Below are 21,939 nucleotides of genomic sequence, written 5' to 3'. Positions count from 1 at the left end.
CAGGCAAGGGGTTTCATGCGACAGCCACGCAGTGCGGTACGACTGATCGGAGCGCTCGCTGCGGGGACGCTGGCCGCCGGGCTGATGGTCGGCTGCTCCAGCAAGAATCAGGTGCCCTCCATCGGCTACGCGACCGATGCCACCATCGCCACCTATAACGGCGCCAGCTCGCTCGGGGCGAGTTCCGGGTCCTCCGCGGTGTTCTCCCGGGTACTGACCGGCTTCTTCTACACCGGTCCGGACGGCCAGCAGGTCGCCGACACCGACTTCGGGACCGCCAAGGAGGTGCCGGGCGAGTCGCAGACCATCCAGTACCGCCTCAATCCCGACGGCGTGTACTCCGACGGTGTGCCGACCTCCTGCGACGACTTGGTCCTTGCTTGGGCCGCCCGCAGCGGGCGGTACACCAAACCCGGTGATCGGGGCCCCGTTCCGCTGTTCGACGCCGCGAGCACCAGCGGCTACGACGCCATCGAGCGGGTCGACTGCCAGCCCGGCTCGCGGGATGCCACGGTGGTGTTCCGGCCCGGCAGGCGGTACCTGCCGTGGCGAAACCTGTTCGCGGCTGGTGAGCTGATGCCCGCGCACGTCGCGGCCCAAGTGGCGAACGTGCCCAACGTGGTGTCGGCGTTGCAGACCGGCGATCCGAACGCCCTCGGCAGGATCGCGGAGTTCTGGAACACCGGATGGACCATTCCGGCCGACGGACGGCTCGACCTGTCGCGGTTCCCCTCGTCGGGGCCCTACCGCATCGAATCCTTCGGCAGCGAAGACGGTTTGGTGCTGGTGGCCAACGAGCGCTGGTGGGGAAACAAACCGGCGACCGGGCGGATCGTGGTGTGGCCGAAGACCTTCGACTTGAAGAAGAAGGTCGGCGACAACGCCGTCGGCGTGCTCGACGTCGGTGCGCACTCGGTGAAGGACCTGAATCTGAACGGATTCTCGGTGCAGACCCTGCCCGGCCGCGGCGCCGAGCAGTTGACGCTGTCCACCGGCGGGGTATTCGCCTCGGTCGAGGCGCGCCGGGCGTTCGCGCTGTGCCTGCCGCGCCAGACGCTGTTCGACAAGCTCGGGAAGGTGCCGGACGCACCCAAGGCCGGGCTCGGCTCCGGACCGCTGAACGCGCATATCCTGCAACAGGATTCACTGCTCTACCCGGCGGTCATCGGCGCGTCGAACAAATATTCCGGCGGTGACGTGGCGAACGCGACCAGGGCCGTCGCCGCCTCCGGCGCCCCGAATCCCACCGTCCGGATCGGCTACGCGGGTCCGGACGACCGGCGCGCGCAGACGGTCACCATGATCGCCGAGGCCTGCAAACCCGCGGGTATCACCGTGGTGGACGCCGCAGCGCCCGATTTCACTCCCGCCCGGCTCACCGAGGGCAAGGTCGACGCCGTCCTCGGCAGCACCGCGTCGGCCCCCGGTCCGGCGGGCTCGATCGGGGGAGTGGCCGCGACCAGCGCGTTGCGCACCGGTAACGGTCTCAATTTCGGACGGTACGGCAACGGCCGTTACGATGCGATCACCGATCAGCTCGGGGCCGACGACAGTTCGGCCGCACAGCTGAATCTGCTCACCGAGGCCGAGAACCTGCTGTGGGCGGAGCTGCCGAGCATTCCGTTGTTCGCCACCCCGCGCACGATCGCCTTCGGCAAGGGGTTGCGCAACGGGATCGCCGCCCCCAACCAGGCCGGAACCGGCTGGAACATGGACCGGTGGGTGCTCGAGCGGTGATAGACGGTGTGGGTGATGTGATCATGGAGAGGTGTCGATGAGCAAGCACGCGGCGATCGAGTCCGAGAATGTAGCCGCCGAACGGACCACCAGAGCCGCCGAGGTGGTCGACCGTTTGACCCGTTGGCACGACGACTTCCCCACGCCCGGTGTACGTTTCGCGGATCTCACCCCGGTGTTCGCCGACGCCGAGGGCTTCCGCGCCGTGGTCGATTGCCTGGCCGCGTGCGCGCCCGACGCCGATCTGGTTGCCGGCGTCGACGCCCGTGGCTTCCTGCTCGGTGCGGGTGTCGCCGCGTCCCTCGGCACCGGCGTGCTCGCCGTCCGCAAAGCGGGCAAACTGCCGCCGCCGGTGATCAGCCGCGAGTACAGCCTCGAATACGGCACCGCCGCGCTGGAGATTCCCGCGGACGGCCTCGACCTGACCGGCCGTCGCGTTCTGTTGCTGGACGACGTCCTCGCCACCGGCGGCACGCTCGCCGCCGCGGCCGAGCTCTTCAAGCAGGCGGGCGCCGAAGTGGCCGCCGCCGCGGTGGTGCTGGAACTCGGCTTCCTTGGCGGGCGCGCCCGGCAGGGCGACTACCCGCTGACCTCGATCGTTCAGCTCTGAGCCGACACCGGCCGTGCGCGGGGGCCGCCCGCGGGGAGCCGCTCGCAGCCTAATTCTGTTGCTCGCCACCGCGGCGACTGTCAGGATCGCGGCATGCGACCTGAGGAGCCGCCGCGCCGGATCCGGGCGGTCTACGACGAGCGGACGATCGTCGTCTATCAGGCCTACTCCCCGGAGATCGCCGAACCCGCCGTTGCCGCTGGGACTTTCGTCGAGCCGTTTCGCCGGGAGCGGATGACGTGGATCAAGCCCTCGTTCCTGTGGATGATGTATCGCTGCGGGTGGGCGAGCAAGCCCGGCCAGGAGCGGGTCTTGGCGGTGACGATCACCCGTGCCGGGTTCGAATGGGCACTGGCGCATGCCTGCCTCAGCCATTACGACCGGAAGCTCCACCCGGATCGTGAGGTGTGGGCCGAGCGGTTGCGGGCGAGTCCGGTACGCGTCCAGTGGGATCCGGAACGTGACCACGCGCATCGTCCGCTGGCGTACCGCTCCCTGCAAGTGGGCTTGGGCGGTATCGCCGTGGGGCATTTCCTCGACCGCTGGATCACCGGGATCCGTGATGTCACCGGGGAAGCGCGGCAGCTGCGGCAGTTGGTAGCGGACGGGAAGCTGGAGGCGGCGACTCGGGCCCTTCCCGAGGAGCGCCCCTATCCGTTGCCCGCGGCCGTCGCCGCCGCCATCGGCGCGTCGTCCTGACGAACCGTGTGATCCGAATCGCACTGGCGCATCTGCCGAAGTTGTGATTAACCTGTAGAGGTCTTATTTCCGTTGATCGGAGTTCTGCCGTTGCTCATTTGAGGTAGCCACCGTGCGGCCCACATTCGCGCGCCGTGTCTCGTCGCAACCTCTGGGAGCTGGCATGACCAATCTGTCTTTTTCCGATCTCACTTTCGGCTGGCCGGACGGCACCCCCGTTTTCGAGGGCCTCGACGCTGTGCTCGGGCCCGGTCACATCGGCCTGGTCGGCGGGAACGGTGCGGGTAAATCCACTTTGCTGCGGTTGATCGCGGGGGAGTTGAAGCCCGTTCGCGGGTCCGTCACGGTCGCCGGGCATCTCGGGTATCTGCGCCAGGACCTCGGTCTGGGCTTGGGGCAGCGCGTCGACGCGGTGCTGGGCATCGCGGAGGTGCGAAAAGCCTTGCACCGCATCGAATCCGGAGTCGGCAGCGAGGCCGACTTCGACTCGGTCGGCAACCAGTGGGATGTCGAGGAGCGGGCGTTGGCGCTGCTGGCCCGGCTCGGCCTGCACTATGTCGCCGACTCGGTGGAGCATCTCGATCGCACGCTCGACACCCTGTCCGGCGGCGAGACGGTGCTGCTCGGACTGGTCGCCGAGCTGCTCGCCGAGCCCGACGTGCTGTTGCTGGACGAACCGACGAACAACCTGGATCGGGTGGCTCGCGCGCGGCTCTACGAGGTGATCGGCCAATTCTCCGGCACGGTGCTCACGGTCAGCCACGACCGTGCGCTCCTGGATCGGATGGCGACCATCGCGGAGCTGCGCCACGGCGAACTCCGGTTGTTCGGCGGCAATTTCAGCGAATACGAGCGGATCGTCGCCGCCGAGCAGGAGGCCGCCCGCGCCGCGATCCGGGACGCGCGCAGCGATGTCCGCAAGCAGGCACGCGAACTCGTCGAGGCGCGCATCAAACTGGACCGCAGGCAGCGGTACGGGCAGAAGATGTGGGACCAGAAGCGGGAGCCGAAAATCGTGATGGGCGAACGCAAACGGCAGGCGCAGGTGTCCGCGGGCAAGTTGCGCAACAACCACATCGAAAAGTTGGACTCCGCCAAGGAACAGCTCGAGCAGGCCAAGGAGTTGTTGCGCGACGATCGGGAGATCCGGGTGGAGTTGCCCGACACGCGGCTGTATCCCGGTCAGGACGTCATCGAGCTGGACGGAGTCGAGCTGGCGTGCGGGCCGACGGTGGCGTTGCGGGTGTCCGGTCCGGAGCGGATCGCGTTGACCGGCCGCAACGGCGTCGGCAAGACGACGCTGCTGCGGCGCATCGTCGAGGAGGGGCCGAAGGTGCCGTGGCGGATGCTGCCGCAGCGCTTGGACGTCTTCGACGAGCGGAAGACGGTATTCGAGAATGTCGCCTCCACCGCGCCGCACGCCTCCGCGGAGCGGATCCGGGCGCAGCTGGCCCGCTTCCTGTTCCGCGGCGCGGACGCCGACGTCGCGGCGGCGGCGCTGTCCGGCGGTGAACGGTTGCGCGCGGCGCTCGCGATGCTGCTGCTGGCCGACCCCGCGCCGCGCCTGCTGCTACTGGACGAGCCGACCAACAACCTCGACCTGCCCAGCCTGGAGCACCTCACCCAGGCGCTGGCCGGCTTCGAGGGCGCGCTGATCGTGGTCAGCCACGATCCGCGCTTCCTCGACGACATCGGGGTGACCCGGCGTCTGGAACTCACCGCGGCGGGATTGACGGAGACGCTGGTGACCTGACCCGCCGTCAGGTCAGCAGCGCCGAGAGCCGCTTCGGGGCGACGAGTCGGTAACCGTCCCGGACGATCTCGGCGACTTCGTCCCAGTCGGGTTCCACGTCCAGCCGGACGCCGATCCAGCCGCGGTGCCCGACGTAGGGCGGCACGAAGAACCGGGTGGGCTCGGCGGCGACCATTTCGGCCTGCACGCCTAGGGGAGCCGGGCACCAGATCGTCGTACCCGGCTCCCGGTGCCGGTCCTCGAGGTAGTACACGAACGCCTTCTTCGCCGCCACGAAGAAGGTGGGGGAGCCGTGGCTGGGCCGTTCGGTGCTTTCCGGCAGATCCAGGCAGATCGCGCGGATTCGGGCGAGCGGGTCCACGAGTGGGAGTCTATGTGGCCTTGGCCGCACGCCGCATGAGGCCGGGATGCTTGGACAGGCCGAGCGCCAGGCGCACCGCGAGGTAGGTGAGCGTCAGCCACGGACGTAGGTGTGGCTGCAACGTGCGGATGCGGCCTTGGTCGTCGAGCCGCAGCACCAGCGCTTCGGTCAGCCGGAACGGTCCGATCCCGGCTTCGGCCAGCAGGACGCGCCGCGCGCCGTCGCCGATCTCCTCGGTCCACCGCAAGCCGGTGAGACTGCCGTACGCGGCGGAGAGCAGCACGCGCAGGTCGTCCCGGCCGCGGAAGACCAGTCGGCCGGACAGCGGTGAGATCAATTCGGCATCGGGCGCGAGTACCCGCGCCAGCGCATCCATGTCGCCGCTTTCGGTCGCGGATCGGAACTCGGTGATGGCGTCGGACATGCTGGTCAACCCCTTCGCTCGTCGCTGATTCCGAACCTAGTTCAAGTCACTTGCAAAAAGCAATGGACTAGACTGGGCAAATGCCCAAGGCCGCTTTCTCCGACATCGTTTGCTCGATCGCGCGCACGGTCGACGCGATCGGCGAGCGCTGGACGCCGTTGATCCTGCGCGATCTGTTCGTCGGCCTGACCCGCTTCGAGGATCTGCGTCGCGACCTCGGCATCGCTTCCAATGTGCTCGCCGCTCGTCTGGAGGTGCTGCGTGAGCACGGCATCGTGGAAAAGCGGGCGTACCAATCGAATCCGGCCCGCTACGAGTATCTGCTCACCGAACGTGGCCGTGACCTGTATCCGGTCCTCGCGATGCTGCTCACCTGGGGTGACAAATGGCTCGCGGGCCCGGAAGGGCCGCCCGCCGTAGTGGTCCATCGCGAGTGCGGGCGGCCAACCTCGGGCGTGGTGGTGTGCCGGGAGTGCGGTGGGTCGCTCACCGCGGACAATGTCCGGTGGCTTTCCGGACCCGGTGGCAGGCAAGCGCCGGGAACGATGCTGATCGGGGGAGTGCTCGAAGCCACAGACGCCGCGGACTGACCGAAGTCCGGCGGTGGAGGCCGCCACGGCGCTGTCCGGAGCCCGTCCCGGTGCGGCGAACCTGAACCGGACGCCGGCGGCCATCCCGGGACTGGCGCGCACCGCCGAACGGCGTCGGGTCAAAGCGACCGGCCGGCCTGCGGCGGTGTGGGCGTTCGGCGCACCCGAGTGAATCGGAGCACCCGCCCGCGGGACGCTCGCGCGGTCGTTCCTCGAGGGCGTGCACCGGATTCGCGAGACAACGATCGAGGGCGCCGCGATACTCCGGTCAGCGGCGCGGCGCGTACATGATGACCGTGACGCCGACCAGGCAGATCGCCGCGCCGAGGTAGTCCCAGCGATCGGGGCGGAACTTGTCCACCAGCATGCCCCAGGCCAGCGAGCCCGCGACGAAGACACCGCCGTAGGCGGCCAGGATGCGGCCGAAGTTCGGGTCCGGCTGGAAGGTGGCGACAAATCCGTAGACGCCGAGCGCGAGCACGCCCGCGGCGATCCAGACGACGCCGCGCTGTTCTCGCCAGCCCTGCCACACCAGCCAGGCACCGCCGATTTCGGCGAGCGCGGCGAGGGCGAACAGCAGCAGTGAACGGGCGACGATCATGGCGGGGACGGTACTTGCTCGTGGTCCGCCGGACGTCGCGAGCCCGGCCCGACCTCGTAGACGGCGTAGGTGCGCCGCAGTACCGGGTAGGAGACGTTGCGTACCGGCACGCCGCCCTGGGTGCGGCCGAATTCGGTACCGCCATGGGCATGCCCGTGGATGGCGAGCACCGCCCCGCCCGCGTCGACCGCCTCGGCCAGATCCTGGCAACCCAGGCCGGGGTAGATCTTCGGCGGTTCCCCGGCCAGGGTGTCGACGACCGGCGCGAAATGCGTGAGCGCGATGCGAGTTTCGCAGTCGATCCGGCCGAGTGCCCGGCGTAGGCGAAGGGCGTCGACCGGACCGCGCCGCATGCGAGCGCGGTGTTCGGCGGACCCCTCGTCCGGTGTGCCGGGATGGCCGGGGAAGCCACCGCTGCCGCCCATGACTCCGGCGACGCCGAGCCGAATGCCGTTGATCTCGAGATAGATCGAAGTGCCGTCGAGTACATGGACGCCCACCGCGGTGAGCCGTGCCGCGATCAGGTCGCCCGATTCGTCGTCATGGTCGTGATTGCCGAGTACGGCGACCACCGGCACGGGAAGACTTTCGAGTTCCGCGCACAGCAGATCGGCTTGCGAGCGGGTGCCGCCATCGGTGAGATCGCCTGCGAGCAAAAGGACATCCGCGGCATCGGGCAGGCGCAGGAAGTCCGGACGAAAACGCCCGGCCACGGCCGCGTGCATATGCAGGTCGCCGACGGCCGCGACGCGAATGCGCTCGGCGGTGCGCGCTGGGGTCACAACGGCCAGCCAGCCATACCGGCGAAGGGCGTGTCAAGCGACGGCGCGAAGCACGTCCGCGACGGCCGACCGGGGCGAAGCAGGAAACTCGGCGTTCACCCGGCAGCGACCCGCCGTGAGATCGGTATATAGCTGTTGGCTATTCCTTGTTCAAGGGCTGTTCAGTGAGACTACGGGCAGTGTGGCGTCCGATGAAACGTCCATGAACACTGCCGCGTCGGACTATCGCGCGCGCCGGTCGCTCCCGCATGGTCGCGATATGAGCGGAGCGCAACTGGTGTCGAAAGTCGTTGCCACCGCGGCGGCTGTGTTCCTCCCACTCTCCGCCGCGGCCGGAGTCGCGCAGGGCGAGGCGCCCGCGGCCAAAGTGGTCGTGATCGGGTTGGACGGCTTGATGTACGGCAAGGTCGAGCACGCGCAGGCGCCTAATCTGCTGCGGCTGAGCGGCGAGGGCTTGCTCAGCCGTTCGTCCATCGCCCCGCACATCACCATCTCCGGTCCGTCCTGGGCCACCGTGCTGACCGGCGTGTGGGATCGCAAGCACGGCATCACGGACAACCAGTTCACCGCCGCGCCGTTCGCGCGTTACCCCACGGTGTTCACCCAACTCGAACGCGCTCGGCCCGCGTCGAAGACCCAGTCCATCGCCACCTGGGACCAGATCGCCACGATGACCGGCAGCGGCAGCCCGCGCGCCGACGTCGTCGTCTCCACCGCGCCCGTGCCGGACGATCCGGACGAGTCGCGCACCGACGCCGCCACCGCCGACGCCGTGGCGTCCGTGATCGGCAGGTTCGCGCCCGACCTGCTGTTCACCCACCTGGACCAGGTGGACCACGCCGGTCACGGCGCGGGTGGCGCCTCGCGCGCCTACCTCGACGCGGTGCGGCGCATCGATGTCCTGGTCGGACGCATCGTCGCCGCGGTGGACGCCCGCGCCGCCGCCCACCCCGCCGAGCGGTGGACCGTCCTGGTCACCGCCGACCACGGCCACACCCCCGAAGGCGGGCACGGCGGCCAGTCCTCGGACGAGACGACCAACTTCGTCATCGCTCGCGGCCCGGACTTCCGGCCCGGCGCCACCAGTACCCGAGCCACCCTGGTCGACATCACCCCGACCGTGCTCGACCTGCTCGACGTCGCTCCCGCCGCCGATCTCGACGGTCGCTCGCTTCGTTCCGAGCCCGGCTCCGACCGGACGCCGTTCGCCGGACCCCAGCCCGCCGCCATTCGCTGACCGCGCCTGTCTCGCCTCGGCTCGTAGTTCTCGCCCCACCGGTTCGGGTATCACGCCTCATCGGGTAAAAGCGCTGGTCAAGTGAATGAATCTCGCTGCGGAGAGCGTCGCGTGCGCAGGGAGGCTACCGAGCGCCGCGCTCCGTATGTGTCCGAAATACGACGGTGGAAGAGGGTGGCCGGGACCCCTGCGCGCCCGCGCCGGTTCGTCGTCCCGGCACTCCGGCGCGCATCCTTCCTCAGCAGAGCGGACGTGGGTGCTCCGCCCGGACTAAAGTTGGTGGTCCGGGAGGTTGCACCGGTCGGATAGGGTGGTCCGATCGAGGCGCGGAGAGGTGGTGGCATGACTCAGCATCTGGGCGAGGCGAAGGTCGAGCAATCGACGTCGGGCCCGCGGTCGAACGGTGCGGGCGCCACCGACGCCGCGCAGACCCCGAAATCGCCGGAGTCGGCGAACGCGACCCCGCCGCGTCAGCCCGGCACCTCTTCCGCCGTTCCGACCTCGGCTTCGCGCCGGGTGCGAGCCCGTCTGGCCCGCCGCATGACCGGGCAGCGCGGTATCGCGGCGGTCAAGCCGGTGCTGGAGCCGCTGGCCACCGTGCACCGCGAGCTGTACCCGAAGGCGAACCTGACGCTGCTGCAACGCGCGTTCGATGTGGCCGACGAGCGGCACAAGCATCAGTTCCGCAAATCGGGTGACCCCTACATCACCCATCCGCTCGCCGTGGCGAACATTCTCGCCGAACTCGGCATGGACACCACCACGCTGGTGGCCGCGCTGCTGCACGACACGGTCGAAGACACCGGCTACAGCCTCGAACAGCTCACCCAGGACTTCGGCTCCGAGGTCGCGCACCTCGTCGACGGCGTCACCAAGCTGGACAAGGTCAACCTGGGCGCGGCCGCCGAGGCCGAGACGATCCGCAAGATGATCATCGCGATGGCCCGCGACCCGCGTGTGCTGGTGATCAAGGTGGCCGACCGGCTGCACAACATGCGCACCATGCGTTTCCTGCCGCCGGAGAAGCAGGCCAAGAAGGCCAAGGAAACGCTGGAAGTCATCGCACCGCTCGCCCATCGCCTGGGCATGGCGACGGTGAAGTGGGAGCTGGAGGACCTCGCCTTCGCGATCCTGCACCCGAAGAAATACGACGAGATCGTCCGGCTGGTCGCCGACCGCGCGCCCTCGCGAGACACCTACCTGGCGAAGGTGCGAGCCGAGATCGTCAACACGCTGGCCGCGTCCCGGATCAACGCGATCGTCGAGGGCCGCCCGAAGCACTACTGGTCGATCTACCAGAAGATGATCGTCAAGGGTAAGGACTTCGACGACATCCACGACCTGGTCGGCATCCGCATCCTGTGCGACGAGGTGCGCGACTGCTACGCGGCCGTCGGCGTGGTGCACTCGCTGTGGCAACCCATGGCGGGACGGTTCAAGGACTACATCGCCCAGCCGCGCTACGGCGTCTACCAGTCGCTGCACACCACCGTGGTCGGGCCGGACGGCAAGCCGCTGGAGGTGCAGATCCGCACCCAGGACATGCACCGCACCGCGGAGTTCGGCATCGCCGCGCACTGGCGCTACAAGGAGACCAGGGGTAAACACTCCAACGACACCGCCGAGGTCGACGACATGGCGTGGATGCGCCAGCTGTTGGACTGGCAGCGCGAGGCCGCCGACCCCGCCGAGTTCCTGGAGTCGCTGCGCTTCGACCTGAAATCGCCGGAGATCTTCGTGTTCACGCCGAAGGGTGACGTGATCACGCTGCCGCAGAAGTCGACGCCGGTGGACTTCGCCTACGCCGTGCACACCGAGGTGGGGCACCGTTGCATCGGCGCCAGGGTGAACGGGCGCCTGGTCGCGCTGGAGCGTCAGCTGGAGAACGGCGAGGTCGTCGAGGTGTTCACCTCGAAGGCGCAGAACGCGGGACCCAGCCGCGACTGGCAGAACTTCGTGGTGTCGCCGCGCGCCAAGGCCAAGATTCGCCAATGGTTCGCCAAGGAGCGTCGCGAGGAGGCGCTGGAGAGCGGCAAGGAGCAGATCTCCAAGGAAGTCCGTCGCGTCGGGCTGCCGCTGCAGCGGTTGATGAGCGTCGACGCGATGACCGCCGTCGCCCACGAACTGCACTACACCGACATCTCCACGCTCTATACCGCCGTCGGCGAGCACCAGGTCTCCGCGCACCACGTGGTGCAGCGGCTGATGGCGCAGCTCGGCGGCATCGGCGACGTGGAGAACGAGCTGGCCGAACGCTCCACCCCGTCGACGACACCGAGCAGGCAGCGGGTCACCGGCGACGCGGGCGTGCTGATCCCCGGCGCTCCCGGCACGGTCGCCAAGCTCGCGAAGTGCTGCACTCCGGTGCCCGGCGACGAGATCATGGGCTTCGTGACCCGCGGTGGCGCGGTGAGCGTGCACCGTACCGACTGCACCAATGCCGGCTCCCTGCGTGAGCAGGCCGAACGGATCATCGAGGTGTCCTGGGCCCCGTCGCCGTCCTCGGTGTTCCTGGTCGCCATCCAGATCGAGGCGCTCGACCGCACGCGGCTGCTGTCCGACGTGACCAAGGTGCTGGCCGATGAGAAGGTCAACATCCTGTCCGCCTCGGTGGCCACGCACGGCGACCGGGTGGCGATCAGCAAGTTCACCTTCGAGATGGGCGATCCGAAACACTTGGGGCACTTGCTGAACGTGGTGCGCAACGTGGAGGGCGTCTACGACGTCTACCGCGTCACCTCCGCGGCCTGACGCGCGCGAACCCTTCGAGTAGCTGTCAATTAGCTCTTATCGCAAGGGTTTCCGCTTGCCGCCAACTCGGCTCCAGGGGTTGCCATTCGGGGCGCGATGCCGGAAACTTGTCGGACCCTTCCCCGGAACGCGCCACTGCGTGTCGCGTTCAACTCGGTGTGTCGTGGAAGTTTTCCGTCGATGCGGCAGTAATAGCCGTAATCTGTTACGGTCTATTGCGTTTCATGGCGTTGAGGTAGCTGCGGCTGACGACTTGATTGCGGATCGCTATGACTGGATACTCGGCAAGACTCTCGGGGATGCTGGTAGCACTCGCCGTGGCTGTGGCGACCGCCGGTGTCGCCGCGGCGGAGCCGTCGAATCCTGTTGGCCCGTCCACGAAGATCCGTCTCACGACCTGTCCCGCGTTGTACGCCTTGGGCATTCAAGGCACCGGTGAATCGTCGCCGGATGCCGCGCCCACCACCGACACCGGAATGCTTTCCACCGTGTTCCGCCCGATGATGGCGAAAGCTCCGGACACCGGACTCGTCGATCGGGCTTACGTGCCATACGAATCCGGCTTCGGCGGTGCGACAGCCGGTGGCGCGGTGCCGTATTCGGAATCCGTGGCCGGCGGCCTGGCCCGTCTGCGGAGCATGGCCGGGACCGTTGCCGAGGCTTGCCCGAACAGCCGGTTCGCGGTCGTCGGTTATTCGCAGGGCGCGCACGTCGCCTCGATGTTCGCCCAGGAGGTCGGCCAGGGGCACGGTGCGTTGCCTGCCGAAAAGGTGGCCGCGGTCGCGTTATTCGGCGACCCGACCCGCAATCCCGGTGCGCCGCTTTTTCCCGGCGCGCCCGGCAAGGCGACGCCGGACCCCGCGCCGGGAACCTCGGGGGACCGGCTGGTGTCCGTCGCCGCACTGCCGCAGGCGCCCGCCACCGGCGGCGGCATCGGCCCGGAACGAGACAAGGCCGCGAATTTCGGGGCGCTCACCGGCCGGGTGGCGAGTTTCTGCGCGGCGGGGGATCTCGCCTGCGACGCCCCGGACGGCGCGCCCATCCTGAAGGCGGTCGCCAACGTGGCGGGCCAGTCCAAGCTCAGCGGCGGCGACCCGATCGCCTCACTGGTATCGATCGCGCAGGCGCTGGCGTTCACCTCCATCAAGACCGCGACCGAAGTGGTCAACGGCGACGTCCAGGGCAATTCGCTGGCCACCCTGTCGATCTCGCCGCAGAAGTCGATCTCGCAGCGCCTCGCCGACGCCTCGGATCCACGAACTCCGCTGAATCTGCCCGCCGCGCTGCAGGCGCTGCTGAAAGTCGGCATGATCGGTTTGAACTCGGTGATCGCGGTGGTCCGGACGGTGATCGCCCCGGCGAACATCGCCGAGCTCGCCACCGCGGGCCTGGCGAATCCGCCCGCCGCCCTGCTGTCGCTCGGCGTCAAGCTGCTCGGCGCTATTCCGCAGCCGATCCCGCCGACCACCGGCGTCCGTCTGGTCACCCAGGCGTTCGACGCGGTGGTGCAGAACATCACCGACAACAGCGAGCTGCTGAATACGACCACGTGGGTGCGCTACTGGGACACCGTGCAGCGTCACACCGCTTACACCAGCGCGACCGTCTCGGCGAACGGTGACGCTCCCACCCAGTTCGTGGCCGACTGGTTCGCGGCGATCGCTCGCGACATCGCCGACGCGTTCGGCAGCAAGGCCGAGCCGAGGGCCGTGCTGGAGAAGCAGCCGACCGGATTCTTCGGGGACGGCTCCGGCGCGTCTCCCACGCCGAGTTCGTCCGGTACGGGACAATTTCCGTTCGGGACAGGAGCCGACGGCGCCTCATCCAGCGGCGTGACGTCGATTCCGCCCACCGACCGAACCGGCACACCCAACACCTACCCGTTCTCCACGAACTGATCGCCGAGAGGGTCCGACGATGCGATACTGCGTGCCCTGCTCTGCGGGAATGGGGGAATGTTGAAGTCGTACAAACAGCTTTCCCGCTGGTACGGCGCTCTCGAGCCGGCGGTCGGAACGCCAGAGGCGGGCAAGCCGGATGAGGCGGACACCATCGCCCCGGCAGACGACGACGCGCCTTCGCGCTATCCGGACTACATCCGCGACGACACCGAGCCGTGGCAGCGCAAGCCCGAGGAGGTCCCGTCGGATCTGCCCGCGCAGCGCAGCGAATTCACCGGCGGTTGGTCGGATTGGGTGGTGACCGGCCGGGCGCCCGGCCCCGACGACGACTACGTCGCGCCGCGGCAGGCCGATCCGGTCAAGTTGCCGTGGGCCGACGACGACATACCCGAGCCGGTCGAGCGGCCGCGCCCTGCGGCGTCGCGTGCACTGCGCCAAGCCGCCCGCGACCATCCGGCGGTGCGCCGAGCCCGGCTGCTGCTCATCGGGATCGCGGCGGTGCTGATCATCGCCGTCGCCGCGGTGTGCGTGCTGCTGCTGCGCTCCGCCGCCGGTCGCGCCGCGCTGCCCAAGGACTCACATGTGTCCGCGTCGGTGCAGCTCACCGTCGGCGGTGTGCACGCGGGCGGTGACCCGCGCGCGGTGAGCGCGGGCGCCTGCCCGACCGAGCGCAGTGACGCGATCGTGCGCAGCGCGGAGCCGGGCGGCACGGGCTCCGGGCCCGACGCGGTGCTGTCGTTCCAGTACGCGTACTACGTCGAACGTTCGGGGGACCGCGCCCGCGCGGCCGTCGCTCCGGCCGCCGACGTCCAGCCCGCCTGGGTCATCCAGCGGGGCATCGACTCCGTCCCGATCGGCACGACGCACTGCGTGCGGATCGTGACGGTCGCGGACAACCGGTATTCGGTGGAGGTCACCGAGTACCGGCCCGGCGGCGCGCCCGCCACGTACAACAGGCAGACGGTCACCACCGCGGTGATCGACGGCCGCACCCTGATCACGGGTATCACGGCCGGATAAAGGAGAGCAGAGGCGATGGGAGAGGACTGGAGCCGCTGGCTCGACGATGCGCCCGGGGAGGGCGCGGCGTCGAGCCGGCCGGTGCGTTCGAAGGCTCCGGTAGTGCGGTTGCGGCGCGGCAAGGGTGACGGTTCCGATGCGGATCGTCCGGCGCAGCGGCCCATCCTGGTGGTCGGTGGATGCGGTGGTGCGGGTACCACGACGACGGCATTGGGTTTGGCGGGTGAGATGGGCACGGGTGGAACGCCGACAGTCGCGGTGGACGCCACCTCGGCGGGCAGTGATCTCGCGCTGCGTGGCGCGGATGAGCATCTGCACCCGATCAGTTTGCAGTCCTGGTTGTACGGACGCGGTGACGACGAGCCCGCGCCGTTGAAGGAGTGCCTGTCGCGGGCGACCTCGGGCGTCGGCCTGCTGTGGCGCGATGCCGCGCCGCTGCGCAGGCGTGCGACCTACCTCACGGTCGCCCGCGCGGTGCGCGACGCCGGATACACCGGCGTCTACGACGGGGGGCATCCGATTGCCGCCCGGCAACTGCTTCCCTTGCTCGACGACGCGGAAGTCGCTCTGGTACTTGCTATTCCGGCGCGCAACGACGCGGCCAACCGGCTGCGGGTCGCCCTGGAATGGCTCGACGACCAGTTCGGTGACGCCGAGGAAGGACATGGCGGCGGCATCGTCGGCGACACCACCATCGTCATCTCGCACCAGTATCCCGGCGACGACTCCCGGGTAGCGGATCATTTGCGCCAGCACCTGTCCGGCTGGGTTCGCGATATCAGGGAGATTCCCTACGATCCGCATCTGGCCCGTGGTGAACTCGTGCGGCACTCCTCCTTGGCGGACGAGACGCGCCGGGCGTATGGGCGCCTGCTCGCCGGGGTGGCATCATGACCGCCGCCATGATTTTTCCGCGTCAGCCCGATCCCGCGCCCGCCGGTGTGATCGCCCCGCCGGAGTCCCGCCGTGCCGCCGTCTGGGACCGTCCCGTACCGGGTGTCGGCCGTGCGCCGCTGGTCTGGCTGCTGGGTGTGCACGGCGGAGCGGGAGCCAGTACCCTCGCGCATGTGCTTGCGCCCGCGGCGGATTCGGGCCGCCGCTGGCCCGGCGTCTTCGACCGCGAAAGCCCGTTCGTCGTCCTCGTCGCCAGGGAGACCATCGCCGGTCTGTCTCGCGCGCACGACCTTCTGCGCCAACATCTTTCGGGTTTCGCTGGCCCTTCCGACGTGCTCGGCCTGATCACCGTCGCCGCCAGGCCAGGACGGATGGCTCCCGAGATCCGGCGCTACCGAGACGTGGTCGGCTCCCTGGCCGGACAGGTGTGGCAGGTGCCGTGGTACGAGGAGTGGACGCTGGTCGAACCGGAGCAGCTGCCGGTGTGGTCGCCCGGTGACCTGGTGCCACCGAGGAAACGCAAGCTCGATCTGCTGGAGGAAGTCCCGCTCGATGTCCGGGAGCTCGGCGCCGACATCGTGGCGGCAGCTCGGACGGCACTGGAGGAGGCCGGCTACGACCGCGGGTCTCCGGATCTTCGCAAGCCGTCCGATGAGTGAACGTCCGCATCGCATCGGCGACCACCACCCACTATTCGAGAAAGGCACCCGATGAGCACGCTCCTCCTCGCCGTGCAGGACACGTACGGCACCGTACTCGCGCAAGTCGGTAATCCGACGCCAGAGGCGCCGCCCGGTTCGGAGAAGATCCTGCAGCTGGTGCGGTATCTCACGTGGTTCGTCCTGTTGTCCGGGATCTGCGGCATCGTCTACGCGGGCGGCAAGTTCGCCTGGGAGAAGTGGACCGGTGGTGGTCTGGAGTCGCCGAAGATGGTGGCGGGCGCGATGATCGGCGGCGTGGTCGCCACCAGCGCGGGCACCATCATGAACGCGGTCATCGGGACCTGATGTCGGCGATGGGTACCGTACACATGCTCGCGGCCGGGTCGCTGGCCTACAAGCAGATGCCCGCCGACGTCCTCGCACCGCTGATGCAGCTGCTGAACTGGCTGCTGTGGTTCGTCCTTCTGGTGTGCCTGGCCTGGATGATCGTCTCCGCGGGGAAGCTGTGGCTGGTCTTTCGCAGTGACCTGGCCATGAACGATGCCTCGCACGGCGTTCTGATGAGCCTGCTGGGTGCTGTGGTGGCGAGCACGGCGTCGGGGATCGCCCTGGCGTTCCTGCCCGCGTGAGCCGCCGGAGCGGGACGGGGACGACACGGGAATGAATTCGACAGTACTGCGGCCGGCGGACACCGCGGCGTGGCGGCGTGACATCCGCCGCCCCGCGGCCGGAGTCGTCGGCGCCGCGCTGCTGTTCGCGGCGGTCGGCTGCGGCGGTGGCGCGGACTCGGTGGGGCCGGACCTCTCGGCCGCTCCCACCGATGTGCGGTGGCAGCCGTTCCAAGGGGTGCCGCTGCCGCACACCGGCCAGGGACCGCGGTCGACGGCCGACGGCGCGGCGACCGGTTTCGAGCACTCGCCGCGCGGCGCGGCCATCGCCGCGCTGACCCACTCCGTGCGGCTGGCCGTGGCGGCCGATACTCAATGGGCGAAAGTCGCTGCCGCGGAGCTCGTTCCGGGTCCGGCCAAGGACGAATGGGCGATCAACCGGGTGCAGCTGTCGATCACCGGCCCGGCGGGCCCGGAGTTCGCGCCCCGTTTGCTCGGCTACAAGATCACCGGCTACTCGGAGTCGCGGTCCACCGTGGACGTGTATACGGAGTACTCCGACAGGTCGAAGGCAGTGCACCACACGGCCGTGGAGTGGTTCGGCGACGACTGGAGATTACGGCTGCCGGATCCGGATTCGACCGTGCGACCGATCGATTCGATCGACGCATTACCTACCGACATCGTGAAAGTGGAGGCACCGACGTGAGCGACAGGGAGTCGTACGCGCGCGACCGTGTCTCCTTCGGGATCGTCGCCTCCGCCGCCGTGCTGGCGCTCATCGTGGTGGTCGGCATCTTCGTTTTCGTCAGCCGTGACGACGAGCCGGTCGCAGGCGCGCCCGCCGTCGCCGAAGGCTCCGGCGGAACCGGCTTCGCGAGCCCCGAGCTGGACATCCTCGGCAGGCGGGTCGACATCCCGAACAACGCTGCCGGGCAACCGCTCGCGCAGGACCCCTCCCGGCAGCGCAAGCCCAGCGACGCGGACTGGCTGACCGCCGCGCCGGAGGGTACCGCCGAACCACACGGCTGGCAGCGGGTGTACGGCGCGTCCGTCCCGTTCTCCACCTCCGACGGGCCGACCCGGATCGAGGACGACTTGGCCGTCGGGTACTCGCACACCCCGCAGGGCGCGGTGCTGGCCGCGGCGCAGATCACCTACCGGCTCAACGCCCGTCCCGCCGACCGTGACCTGTACGTGCGCCAGGTCCGGGTCTCCGCCCAGCAGATCGCCGCCTACGACAAGGCACTGGCCGACTCCCGGCTGCCGAAGCAGCAGCCGGAAAAGGTAACCCGCTACTTCGTCGCCTCGGACGCGTTCAAAGTGGATGACTACGCCGACGATCTCGCCATCGTCCGGTTGGCCACCAGGGGCCCGGTGATCGACGGCAAACAACTGTGGGCGGCGACGCGTCTGGCCATGGTGTGGGACGCGGGCGATTGGCGCCTGAAGCCCACGACCACCAACAACGCCCAGACCGAGTACGTCGAGTCGTTGCAGGGGTGGACGCGATGGTGAGTCGTAGGAGGTCTTCCGATCGCATGCCGCCTGCCGTGCTGGGCGCGGGAGCGGTACTGGCCGTGGCGGTGGCCGCGGTCGTCACCGTGTTCGCGGTCCGGGACGACGACGCGGCAGCCGGCCAGGTGTCGCAGACGACGGCATCGGCCGACCTTTCCGGCGCACCCGGTCCGGGGTCGTCCTTCGCTGGAACGGGTGCGGACTCGTTCGGCCATCGTTTCGATATCCCGAAAGACCCCGCCGGGCAGGCGCTCTCGCAGTCGGGCGCGCCACGGACGCCGACCGATCCGGAGTGGCAGACCGGCGCGCCGGGCGGGACGAACCAGCCGGGCGGTTGGCAACAGGTGTACGGCGGCCCCGTGGTTCCGTTCTCGACGACCGATGGACCCGCGCGCGTCGACAACGGTGTGCCGACGGGGTTCGCCAAGACCCCGCAGGGCGCCGCCCTGGCCGCCGAGCAGATCTACTGGCGGACCGTGGCGCGGCCCACCGACCACACGCTGTGGCAGCGGTTGGTGATCCTCACGCCCGAGGAACTCGCCGACCGGGCGCGCAAGATCGCCGAGGGCAAAGTGCCCGACGTCTTGCCGGAGAGCGTCAAACCGCTGCTGTACGCGTCCGACGCATTTCGAATCGAAAGCTATGGTGACGATTTCGCTGTTGTTCGTGTCGCCCGCAAGACCCGTGAGTTCCTGCACGGCGGGCGAAGTTGGGTGGCCATGAGACTCAACGTGGTATGGCGTGACGGTGGCTGGAGATTGAAGTCGTCCGCGGGCGACGCGCAGCCGCTCGAAACGATCGGTTCGATCGATGGGTGGACACAATGGTGAGGCGGCTAGTCACAATCCTCGCGGTCATCTTCACTGTGATGATCGCGACTCCGACCGTGGCCTACGGCCAGACGTACGGCTTCGACGATACGTGCAACGAGATCCACGACAGCCTCGACGGCCTCGGGCTGCCCGGCTTCACCCTCGGTGACGCCGCGTCCGCCGCGTGCAAGGCGGGCAATGCCGCCTCGCATCCCAACCAGGCTGCGACGGCGGTGAAGGACAAGGCCTGGGACTCCACCTTCGGCAAGGTGGTCGATTCGCTGATGAACGGTCTCGGCGAGGCCATCATCCTGGCGTTGACCTTCTGGATGAAGGTGCCCAACGAGGCGGTCAGCGATTCCGGTTCGTTGTTCACGAAGATCAACGACTACACCTATCAAGCGCAGATCCTGCTGCTGATAGCGTCGGTGATCCTGTCCGGGGCGCGATTGGCCGAAGCCAGACGCGGGGCCGCGATGAACGAGGCGGCCGAATCGTTCCGGATGTTCACCCGTGTCGTGTTCAGCTCCTGGATGCTGGGCGCGGTCATCGTCGCGGGCACGCAGGCGTCGGACCGCTTCGCGGAGTGGATCATCGACGACTCGACCAACGGCAATGCCAAGGACCTCGCCGAGCTGATGGTGAAAACCAGCAAGCTGCAGGCTTTTTCGCCCGGCTTGGTGCTGATCATCGCGATCGTGGGCCTGCTCGGCGCGCTCGCGCAGATCGTGCTCGCCATCGTCCGGCAGGGACTGCTGGTGATCGCGGCCGGTGTGCTCCCGCTGGCCGCGGCGGCCTCCGGCATGAACATCGGCAAGCAGTCCTATCAGAAGCTCATCGGCTGGATCATCGCCTTCATGCTGTGGAAACCGGTGGCGGCGATCGTCTACATGATCGCGTTCACCACGGCGGGCCACGTCGACTCGCTCACTCCGACCAGCGGCTTGCCCGACGGTGAGCAGGCCCAGCGCATGCTGGTGGCGATCGTGCTGTTGTGCAGCGTGGCATTCGTGTTGCCCGCGCTGATGCGACTGGTCACTCCGGCCGTGGCGATCGTCGGCAGCGGCGGTTCGGGTTTCACCGCGGCGGGCGGCACCTTGGTCGGTGTGGCTGCTCTCGGCGCCATGGGCACCAAGGCGGTCGGCGTGAAGGGCACTGCGGCGCCGGGCCGGGCAGGCTATGTGAGCGGCAGCGGCACCGGACCGCGCCCGGGCGGCGCGGGCGGACCGCGTGGTGGCGGCGGCGCACCTCGGCCGACGCCGCCGCGTGGGGGCGGCGGCCCCCAGGGCGGCGCGGCTCCGCGCGCCTCCGGACCTGCGGGCGCGGCCGGGGTAGCGTCCGGAGCGGCCAGGACGGCAGGCCGGATCGGCGCGGCGCGCGCCGCGAGCGGTGGGCTGAGCCGGGCCGACCAAGCCATGGGTGACGTCGCGGGCGATCGCTGGACGAACCGTTCACCCGACCTCGGGAGGAGCACCATTCCGCGATGACAATCACCGACACCTACGAGCGCCGCTCGTACGGGCTTTGGCAGAAGCCGCGCAGCGCAGGCCTTTTCGGCTTGCGCTGGGAGGAAACCGTGCTCGGCTTCGCGGTCGTGATCACGGCGCTGATCACCGCGATGGTCGGCGGCTTCCAGTGGGGTGTGATCGTCGGCGGCGTCGGTGTCGTCGTGATGGTCCCACTGGTGTGGCGGACCGGAGGTCGTTCGGGCTACGAGACGGGATTGATGATGTTCAATTGGATGCGCTCGCGCAGTCGTGGCGAGCACGTGTACCGCGGTGGCCGCTTCTCCCGGATCCCCGGCGGCGTCACCCGTTTGCCGGGCCTGCTCGCGCCCTCCAAGTTGTATGAGGGCATCGACGCGGGTGGCTACAGCTTCGGCATGATCCACTTGCCGCAGTTCGCCCAGTACACCGTGGTGCTGCGCGCGTGGCCGCAAGGTCATGAGGCCGTGGACCAGCCCGTGATCGACCGGTGGGTGTCGGCGTGGGGAACCTTCCTGGCCTCGGTCGGACAGACCAGCGACATCGTCGCCGTGGTGCCGGTGATCGACACCGTGCCGGAGACCGGAAACCGTTTGCTCACCGAGGTTTCCACGATCACCAGGCCCGAGGCGCCCGAACTGGCCCAGCAGGTGATGTACGAGTTGGCCACCGAACTGCCGCAGGAGCGCGTGCAGTTGCTGCCGCGGGTGGCGATCACGTTCAAGGCCACCACCGCCGAGCGCCGCAAGAACCCGGCCGAAGAAGCCGTGGAGATCGGCCGGCGCCTGCCCGGCATCTGCGCCGCGCTGGCGGAAGCCGGTGTGCGCGCTCAGCCGATGTCGGCGGACGAGGTGATCTCGTTCATCCGCCGCAGTTACGATCCCGCCTCGCAGGCCGACCTGGAGGTGGCCGCGGGCGAACCCGAAGGGCACGGCCTGGACTGGGCGGACGCGGGCCCGGTGTCCCACGACGAGAAGTGGGATTACTTGGTGCACGACGGTGGCCGGTCGGTCACCTGGGAAATGGATGCCGCCCCCGAGGGCGCGGTCGACGAGCGGGTGCTGCAGCGGCTGCTCGCGCCGAATCCCGAAGTGCCGCGCAAACGTATCGCGATCGTGTACCGTCCGCACTCGGCCGCCGACGCCGCCGAGATCGTCGACGACGATTTCAAGAACGCGTTGGTGGCCCAACAGAGCGAACGCGGAGTCGTGTCCGCGGCGGCGACGCTGCGGGTGGGCGCGACTCAGCAGGCCCGCGAGGAGCAGGCCAGGGGTCACGGTGTGACCCGCTTCGGGGCGCTGGTGACCATCACCGAGCCCTTGCGCGGTGACCTGCCGCGCATCGAAGCCATCACGCGCGACCTGTCGACCCAGGCGCGCTTGAAGATTCGGCGGTGCTACCGCTACCAGGCGGCGGCCTTCGCGGCCTCGCTCGGTTGCGGGGTGATCCTGCCGGAACACGCGACAATTCCGAAGGCACTGGCGGGGTGAGCGAT

At 69.0% G+C, this 21,939-nt stretch carries 22 protein-coding genes; 18 read left to right on the top strand and 4 right to left on the bottom strand.

The window, feature by feature from the left end; all coding sequences use genetic code 11:
• Positions 1-15: 15 nt before the first annotated feature.
• The 4 genes from ACL03I_RS14260 (at position 16) to ACL03I_RS14245 (ending at position 4,799) form a co-directional block, all read left to right on the top strand.
• A complete protein-coding gene (locus ACL03I_RS14260; RefSeq protein WP_412806174.1) occupies positions 16-1,737 on the top strand; it encodes an ABC transporter substrate-binding protein in 1,722 nt (573 codons plus the stop codon).
• Positions 1,738-1,774: 37 nt separating this feature from the next.
• Positions 1,775-2,347 (top strand): adenine phosphoribosyltransferase, encoded by a 573-nt coding sequence (locus ACL03I_RS14255; RefSeq protein WP_355070486.1) that lies wholly within the window; start codon positions 1,775-1,777, stop codon positions 2,345-2,347.
• Between the two features lie 93 nt (positions 2,348-2,440).
• The gene (locus tag ACL03I_RS14250; protein WP_412806173.1) at positions 2,441-3,046 is read left to right on the top strand and encodes a DUF4291 domain-containing protein; all 606 of its coding nucleotides are present in this window, start codon (positions 2,441-2,443) and stop codon (positions 3,044-3,046) included.
• 163 nt (positions 3,047-3,209) lie between these two features.
• Positions 3,210-4,799, top strand: a complete 1,590-nt coding sequence (locus ACL03I_RS14245) for an ABC-F family ATP-binding cassette domain-containing protein (protein WP_364425906.1) — start codon at positions 3,210-3,212, stop codon at positions 4,797-4,799.
• 7 nt (positions 4,800-4,806) lie between these two features.
• Here the strand turns inward: ACL03I_RS14245 and ACL03I_RS14240 are convergent, their stop codons facing one another.
• Both ACL03I_RS14240 and ACL03I_RS14235 read right to left on the bottom strand, forming a co-directional pair.
• Positions 4,807-5,160 carry an MmcQ/YjbR family DNA-binding protein gene (locus tag ACL03I_RS14240; protein WP_412806172.1) on the bottom strand — a complete coding sequence of 118 codons (354 nt, stop codon included), beginning with the start codon at positions 5,158-5,160 and terminating at the stop codon, positions 4,807-4,809.
• Positions 5,161-5,170: 10 nt separating this feature from the next.
• Positions 5,171-5,584 (bottom strand): nuclear transport factor 2 family protein, encoded by a 414-nt coding sequence (locus tag ACL03I_RS14235; RefSeq protein ID WP_356961648.1) that lies wholly within the window; start codon positions 5,582-5,584, stop codon positions 5,171-5,173.
• Between the two features lie 80 nt (positions 5,585-5,664).
• Here ACL03I_RS14235 and ACL03I_RS14230 point away from each other — a divergent pair, with 80 nt between their 5' ends.
• Positions 5,665-6,174: a winged helix-turn-helix transcriptional regulator gene (locus ACL03I_RS14230; RefSeq protein WP_412806171.1), complete on the top strand. Its 510-nt coding sequence runs from the start codon at positions 5,665-5,667 to the stop codon at positions 6,172-6,174.
• 268 nt (positions 6,175-6,442) lie between these two features.
• Here the strand turns inward: ACL03I_RS14230 and ACL03I_RS14225 are convergent, their stop codons facing one another.
• Complete coding sequence (locus tag ACL03I_RS14225; protein ID WP_355070497.1) at positions 6,443-6,775, bottom strand: YnfA family protein; 333 nt, start codon at positions 6,773-6,775, stop codon at positions 6,443-6,445.
• On the bottom strand, positions 6,772-7,557 hold the full coding sequence (locus ACL03I_RS14220; RefSeq protein ID WP_412806170.1) for a metallophosphoesterase family protein: 786 nt from the start codon (positions 7,555-7,557) through the stop codon (positions 6,772-6,774). The genes ACL03I_RS14225 and ACL03I_RS14220 overlap by 4 nt, the downstream gene beginning before the upstream one ends.
• Positions 7,558-7,816: 259 nt before the next feature.
• On the opposite strand from ACL03I_RS14220, the gene ACL03I_RS14215 reads away from it, so the two are divergent.
• From ACL03I_RS14215 to ACL03I_RS14155, 13 genes are all read left to right on the top strand, one after another.
• A complete protein-coding gene (locus ACL03I_RS14215) occupies positions 7,817-8,794 on the top strand; it encodes an alkaline phosphatase family protein (RefSeq protein WP_412806169.1) in 978 nt (325 codons plus the stop codon).
• Between the two features lie 342 nt (positions 8,795-9,136).
• On the top strand, positions 9,137-11,545 hold the full coding sequence (locus ACL03I_RS14210) for a RelA/SpoT family protein (protein ID WP_364425894.1): 2,409 nt from the start codon (positions 9,137-9,139) through the stop codon (positions 11,543-11,545).
• Between the two features lie 299 nt (positions 11,546-11,844).
• Complete coding sequence (locus ACL03I_RS14205; RefSeq protein ID WP_412806168.1) at positions 11,845-13,443, top strand: cutinase family protein; 1,599 nt, start codon at positions 11,845-11,847, stop codon at positions 13,441-13,443.
• Positions 13,444-13,500: 57 nt separating this feature from the next.
• Entirely contained in the window at positions 13,501-14,466 is a 966-nt protein-coding gene (locus ACL03I_RS14200) for a hypothetical protein (RefSeq protein ID WP_412806167.1), read from the top strand.
• A 15-nt stretch (positions 14,467-14,481) separates the two neighbouring features.
• Positions 14,482-15,360 (top strand): MinD/ParA family ATP-binding protein, encoded by an 879-nt coding sequence (locus ACL03I_RS14195; RefSeq protein WP_355070507.1) that lies wholly within the window; start codon positions 14,482-14,484, stop codon positions 15,358-15,360.
• Positions 15,357-16,019, top strand: coding sequence for a DUF6668 family protein (locus ACL03I_RS14190; protein WP_356961661.1), 663 nt, complete (start codon positions 15,357-15,359; stop codon positions 16,017-16,019). The genes ACL03I_RS14195 and ACL03I_RS14190 overlap by 4 nt, the downstream gene beginning before the upstream one ends.
• Before the next feature lie 51 nt (positions 16,020-16,070).
• Positions 16,071-16,367 (top strand): hypothetical protein, encoded by a 297-nt coding sequence (locus ACL03I_RS14185; protein ID WP_039799032.1) that lies wholly within the window; start codon positions 16,071-16,073, stop codon positions 16,365-16,367.
• Between the two features lie 8 nt (positions 16,368-16,375).
• Positions 16,376-16,651: a hypothetical protein gene (locus ACL03I_RS14180; RefSeq protein WP_412806166.1), complete on the top strand. Its 276-nt coding sequence runs from the start codon at positions 16,376-16,378 to the stop codon at positions 16,649-16,651.
• Between the two features lie 31 nt (positions 16,652-16,682).
• The gene (locus ACL03I_RS14175; RefSeq protein ID WP_355070513.1) at positions 16,683-17,339 is read left to right on the top strand and encodes a hypothetical protein; all 657 of its coding nucleotides are present in this window, start codon (positions 16,683-16,685) and stop codon (positions 17,337-17,339) included.
• Positions 17,336-18,148 carry a hypothetical protein gene (locus ACL03I_RS14170; RefSeq protein ID WP_355070515.1) on the top strand — a complete coding sequence of 271 codons (813 nt, stop codon included), beginning with the start codon at positions 17,336-17,338 and terminating at the stop codon, positions 18,146-18,148. Before ACL03I_RS14175 ends, ACL03I_RS14170 begins: the two co-directional genes overlap by 4 nt.
• Positions 18,149-18,171: 23 nt before the next feature.
• The gene (locus ACL03I_RS14165; protein WP_364425879.1) at positions 18,172-18,978 is read left to right on the top strand and encodes a hypothetical protein; all 807 of its coding nucleotides are present in this window, start codon (positions 18,172-18,174) and stop codon (positions 18,976-18,978) included.
• Between the two features lie 38 nt (positions 18,979-19,016).
• On the top strand, positions 19,017-20,447 hold the full coding sequence (locus ACL03I_RS14160) for a hypothetical protein (protein ID WP_355070519.1): 1,431 nt from the start codon (positions 19,017-19,019) through the stop codon (positions 20,445-20,447).
• Complete coding sequence (locus ACL03I_RS14155; RefSeq protein ID WP_355070521.1) at positions 20,444-21,934, top strand: SCO6880 family protein; 1,491 nt, start codon at positions 20,444-20,446, stop codon at positions 21,932-21,934. Before ACL03I_RS14160 ends, ACL03I_RS14155 begins: the two co-directional genes overlap by 4 nt.
• The last annotated feature ends 5 nt before the right edge of the window (positions 21,935-21,939 follow it).

Origin of the sequence: Nocardia sichangensis (genome assembly GCF_047200615.1) — a bacterium.
Classification (GTDB): domain Bacteria; phylum Actinomycetota; class Actinomycetes; order Mycobacteriales; family Mycobacteriaceae; genus Nocardia; species Nocardia sichangensis.
This window is presented reverse-complemented; position numbering and strand designations above follow the sequence as displayed.